Origin of the sequence: Hallella bergensis DSM 17361, from assembly GCF_000160535.1 — a bacterium.
Taxonomy (GTDB): Bacteria; Bacteroidota; Bacteroidia; order Bacteroidales; family Bacteroidaceae; genus Prevotella; species Prevotella bergensis.
The window spans coordinates 166,089-170,722 of record NZ_GG704780.1 but is presented as its reverse complement, the minus strand read 5'-3'; the positions used below and the strand labels follow the sequence as shown (position 1 = coordinate 170,722).

6 protein-coding genes are annotated in these 4,634 nt (G+C 37.9%); all 6 read right to left on the bottom strand.

Going from position 1 to position 4,634, the window contains the following annotated elements:
- Window positions 1-617: 617 nt before the first annotated feature.
- Window positions 618-1,160: a DUF4948 family protein gene (locus HMPREF0645_RS00685; RefSeq protein ID WP_245543977.1), complete on the bottom strand. Its 543-nt coding sequence runs from the start codon at window positions 1,158-1,160 to the stop codon at window positions 618-620.
- A gap of 405 nt (window positions 1,161-1,565) precedes the next feature.
- Window positions 1,566-2,258 carry an Imm43 family immunity protein gene (locus HMPREF0645_RS00680; protein WP_044123104.1) on the bottom strand — a complete coding sequence of 231 codons (693 nt, stop codon included), beginning with the start codon at window positions 2,256-2,258 and terminating at the stop codon, window positions 1,566-1,568.
- A gap of 9 nt (window positions 2,259-2,267) precedes the next feature.
- Window positions 2,268-3,122 carry an RHS repeat-associated core domain-containing protein gene (locus HMPREF0645_RS14295; RefSeq protein ID WP_007172850.1) on the bottom strand — a complete coding sequence of 285 codons (855 nt, stop codon included), beginning with the start codon at window positions 3,120-3,122 and terminating at the stop codon, window positions 2,268-2,270.
- Window positions 3,119-3,733 (bottom strand): hypothetical protein, encoded by a 615-nt coding sequence (locus HMPREF0645_RS00670; protein ID WP_044123103.1) that lies wholly within the window; start codon window positions 3,731-3,733, stop codon window positions 3,119-3,121. The genes HMPREF0645_RS14295 and HMPREF0645_RS00670 overlap by 4 nt, the downstream gene beginning before the upstream one ends.
- A gap of 29 nt (window positions 3,734-3,762) precedes the next feature.
- The gene (locus tag HMPREF0645_RS00665) at window positions 3,763-4,137 is read right to left on the bottom strand and encodes a hypothetical protein (protein WP_044123102.1); all 375 of its coding nucleotides are present in this window, start codon (window positions 4,135-4,137) and stop codon (window positions 3,763-3,765) included.
- Window positions 4,138-4,144: 7 nt separating this feature from the next.
- Window positions 4,145-4,414, bottom strand: a complete 270-nt coding sequence (locus tag HMPREF0645_RS00660) for an immunity 17 family protein (protein WP_007172847.1) — start codon at window positions 4,412-4,414, stop codon at window positions 4,145-4,147.
- Between the last annotated feature and the right edge of the window lie 220 nt (window positions 4,415-4,634).

Below are 4,634 nucleotides of genomic sequence, written 5' to 3'. Positions count from 1 at the left end.
AAGATTATATTACAGTATAGAAAAATATTATCCATGTTGAACTACAATAAAAAACAAAAAAGACTTTTCCCCAAAATAGACGCTTAGGACTTTTCTCCTGATATTCATCAACAAGATGGGATATTCTTGACTTCCTGAAATAGCATCTATACATGTATGTTACTATTGGCATGATTATTATGACAGACCATACCCATGAAAGTAAATCATTTCTGCTTTTTATGGGTAGATGTTGTAATATATTTAATCCTATATGCTGTTCTGCGATATAAACTATAGTAAGTATATTTACAAATAATAAGACAGAAACAATTAAGGCTGAGTCTATACGAGTATCTGCAGATTTTCCGTAACTCTTATTTTTTGATAAAAAATAATATGTCCAATATGCAATCTCTTTTAATAGCATAATCTTATCTCCTTGATTTTGATGCAGGACCAATGAAAGTTTGTCTGGGGCTAAAACGTTTTTTGATAATTGATGGTGGGAAAGAATGAATAGGTAGGACAACTCTTAGATTATCTACAGGTTGAATATATGGATCTTTTCGTATATTGGGGGCAAGCGTTGGAGAGTAAAATGCTCCTAATAAAAAGAATAGCATACATCTCAAGAATCAATTCTCTCGACTGAGATGTATATACCAACCATTTTTTATAGGACGATATAACTCTATATTTGCAGAATATCTTTGAGCAACTTGATCCAAATCTTCCTCCGTAATTCTTTCTACGATATACATTTCAGTGCTGGGATCTAAGGCAACCTCTTTATCGTAGTTCTTTATATGATCCTCAAGATTTGGAGTATAGACATACTCCTTGTACCCTCCGCTGATAGAAACACCCCATGTATGAAAGAGTAAGCATACTTCTGATATCCCATCATACTGTATACTAATAATATCCAGTCTCTTGATTAAAGAGTCCAATTCCTTTTTATCTTTAGATGAAATAACATAGGCTGTACTATCTGTTTCGTCATAAGGAGGATAATGGAATCCATCGTACTTAACAGAAATTTTTCTCAATCTCTCAAATTCAGACTCGTAGAGATTGAAATGCTCTAACATTTGATGATCTGACGACACATTATTTCTTGTACACCCAAAAAGCAAAAAAATGAATGTAATTAAAAAGAATATTAATGATTTAGACATTTCTTAATATTTACAGGTTTGTTATCTTGATAAGATTTATAGATTTCTTCTATCTCTCCCTGCTCATTGCGCCTCTGACTTGGTGTCCACTCGTGCAGGGGCACGTTGCCGTTCCACAGCCAGCAGGTGATGCCAATGGCATCCTTGCTCAGTCTTCTTCCGAGTGCGTCATAGGTGAACAGGGCATCAAAGGCAAAATCTCCCCCTCCGGGAGGTCTGACCTCCTTCAGCGTTCCGTTTTGGTTCCAAATGTATTTCCATCGTTTTTGCTTGCTGTCCCACCATTTGCCTTATTTACCTTAGGATGCAACAAACTCCTATATCTGAGAAAAGTGCCTACTTATAAGCCTTTTCCGTATGGTAATTTTTTATTGGCTTGCATCTGTCAATCTCCTATTTATCCTTTTACGGTAAGGGAGGGATAATGCTCAAAGCCTTCTTATCATATTGATTATTCAAAACATATGGAAAATCTGATAATTTGTATATTTGTGGCGAATACAGATTTTCTATTATCCAGTTTTTCGCTACCGAATTAAGAATAAGTACCTCTCTGTAATTAAACTCCCTAAGTGTATAAATGTTTTGCTTCTCGTTAGTTTCTTTTAACTCCATATCGGGATATAAATAATAGTTCTTGATTCCTGCAGTTCTTTTCTTGCTTTCTACATGAAAATCAAAAAGTTTATCATTAAATGCATGAACTCTCATAGCATAGTATACACGTTGTGCTTCTTCTCTGTTCTTGTTGTATACTTTCAGAGGGACGGCTTCTATTTGTGATCCTATATTTTCTCTTAAATACTTCAAAAAGAATTCAGAAATAGCCCAAATACCATCTTGTATATACAGATAATCAAATGTAGGTTCTTTGCGTTTGGTATTTATAAATAAATATAAGACTTGTGGCATTGTCCGAAAGATATTCTCTTCGTTGGCAGGAAGATTTGGAGACCATTTAAACTCATGCAACCATCCTGAGTTAATATGTATAGGTAATTTTTCGGTATATTCCTCTGATAGCGTTAATTGCTGAGAGTTAGGAATACTACTGGGGATCCTGCTAAATGGATAAAATAAGACATATAAGTTTGCCATGATGTGAGTTTATATTTTCTTATAACCAACTCTTCGAGGTTCATTTGTCTTTGAATCTCTATCTAATACTTTTCTGAGTCTATTTTGCAATTTTCTAATCTCTTGTCGTGCTTCTTGTCGTGCTTCTTCAGGAGACAGTATTCCTGCTTGTAAATCAGAATGATACTGATTCTCTATTGCCGATATGCGACGATTAATCGCATGACTATACGAATCATGTCTTCCTCGATGATAATACGCTTTCCCATTGGCTATTGCAAGTTCTTTGGAATTGTACATATGTAACCCATTAGAACTTACATCACACTGACCAGAGAGTCCAATTTGATTTAGGAATTGTTCATTCTGACTCCAGACCTTTTCAGGAATAAGATGATGGGCTTGCATTCCCTTTTTACTACCACCTAATGCTTTATTAAGTTTTGCAGAACTTAGCCCTAGAGGGTCACACCATAGAATAGTATTTTCGACATATCTATACAGATTGCTTCCGCCTAGTAGCCTTACAGGATCTTCTGATATATACCTTCCAAGTTCCGGGTCATAGTATCTAAACCTGTTGTATGCCAGTTTGACTTCCTCGTCATAGTATTGCCCTTGGAAAAGGAACGGTATCTTGACGTAGTCCTTGTAGGAAGTATAGTTCATCGACCTCTCCTCGATGACCTTCCCGTTCATGTCAAGCCTGCGGTACCATACTTCCTCGCCCTGCTCGTTGTACGCCTCCATGGGCGTACCCAGATGGTCGGTCACGATGGAGTATGCCTTGCCGTCCTGGAACAGAGCCAAGGGCACGAAACTCTCCTCCGTTCTGATTCCAGATATACCGCCAGCGTTCGGACTTGCTGTCCATTCATCTTTCATTTATATATAATTTTAATCTTAATATACTGCAAAGTCGTAACTTGGCTATCTTCAAAAAGTTGCTTAAGTTTTTCCGAAATAATGATAAAGTTCATATTCCTTGGACTAAATATGTCATACTTAGGGGACTCCATTAAGGCTATATCTGTATAGCCGATATTGTCTATCTGCTGCGATACTTTACAAATAGTATGTTCTTGAATCATATCAAGTTCCCATAATTCAGGAGTACTATTAATAAGACTAAAGTCATTTTTCTTTTTCAAGATATAATTTTCTGGTTCTCCTGATTCTGGATAATACTTGGGCTCTTTAGCGTCCAAATCCCATGTATGCCAATCTATATCTACTATTTTCTTTTTGAGAACTTTCTTAAATTTCTTTATTCCTAAAATTTCAGCTTTCTCTATACCCTTCTTTATGTCATCTTTTAAAATAAGATTCCGAGAATTTGCTATAAAGATTTCTGGAATATAAGGACCAGTCCTTTGCAATTCAGGAAAATCCAATTCTTCGTAATCTTTGTTAAGGATCTTTAGAAGTCCGGAAAACAAAGTGTTGCCATAATCCCCCCAAGGCATTCTTTTATTCTTTATTATGTAATATTCCATTTGCATATTTTTATCGGTATCCAATTGTTTTACGTGATTTTTTTACGTGGTTTCCTTCCATATTTTCGGGAAAAATTTCGTGAAGATGAAGGTATATTATAGTTCCTCAGTATATGTCCTGCCTTGTCATAGGTGCGCCTGATAACATGTTCATTACTTCGCTCCTCCACGGGAAGGCCCATGTTGTCGTAGCGGAAACTGACTATAGCGTGTTCATTTCTGGCTTCCGCCAGTGCCATGCCCGCCTTCATGCCCGTATCCACGGCGCTCACGCCCGCAGAGATGCCCTGTGAGGCGTTGGCGGAGGAATTGCCGGCAACACCCTCAAACGAGGAGCCCACACTCAGGGACAACTGGGTGCTGACGCTTTCAAAGTAACCGTGGGAGGTGGAAGACGAAGACATAGGCGAATTATTTATAATGGTAGTACAGGTAAACTAAGGTAAGAATCAGGAGGACGGCGAGGACACCCTTCACGAACCGGACGGCATTCCTGCCAAACAGGTCAATCCACATTTGCGTAAAGTCGCTGTTCCCGCTCGGCAGCAGCGTCCATTTCCAGTCAAAAATCAACCCTATGAGATACAGGATTACAAGGAGGATTGCCACGAGAAGCCCGTATTGCGGATGTTCCCGGAGGTAGGCAAACAACTTGCCGAAAAAATCATTCAATTGTTCCATAATCTGACGGGATTTGTGGAGGGTTTTTCATTTGTTGCTGGTACATTGTCGTTCCCTGAAAATGGTTGACTTATTTTTTTGCTGAAACTGATTTCGGTTGACATCGTTTTCGTCGTCATACTAGAATGAGTTGTCTTGACTTTTCAAAGATACTGATTTTAGTTGACTCTGGCAATGTGGGGTAGTTTGTCGTGGTATACCCCGGGCTTGTTTTTTCTTT

Bases quoted from the DNA above. Each gene is read 5' to 3' on its own strand.
- HMPREF0645_RS00685 (WP_245543977.1), bottom strand. From the start codon at position 1,160: ATGTCTAAATCATTAATATTCTTTTTAATTACATTCATTTTTTTGCTT.
- HMPREF0645_RS00680 (WP_044123104.1), bottom strand. From the start codon at position 2,258: ATGGCAAACTTATATGTCTTATTTTATCCATTTAGCAGGATCCCCAGT.
- HMPREF0645_RS14295 (WP_007172850.1), bottom strand. From the start codon at position 3,122: ATGAAAGATGAATGGACAGCAAGTCCGAACGCTGGCGGTATATCTGGA.
- HMPREF0645_RS00670 (WP_044123103.1), bottom strand. From the start codon at position 3,733: ATGGAATATTACATAATAAAGAATAAAAGAATGCCTTGGGGGGATTAT.
- HMPREF0645_RS00665 (WP_044123102.1), bottom strand. From the start codon at position 4,137: ATGTCTTCGTCTTCCACCTCCCACGGTTACTTTGAAAGCGTCAGCACC.
- HMPREF0645_RS00660 (WP_007172847.1), bottom strand. From the start codon at position 4,414: ATGGAACAATTGAATGATTTTTTCGGCAAGTTGTTTGCCTACCTCCGG.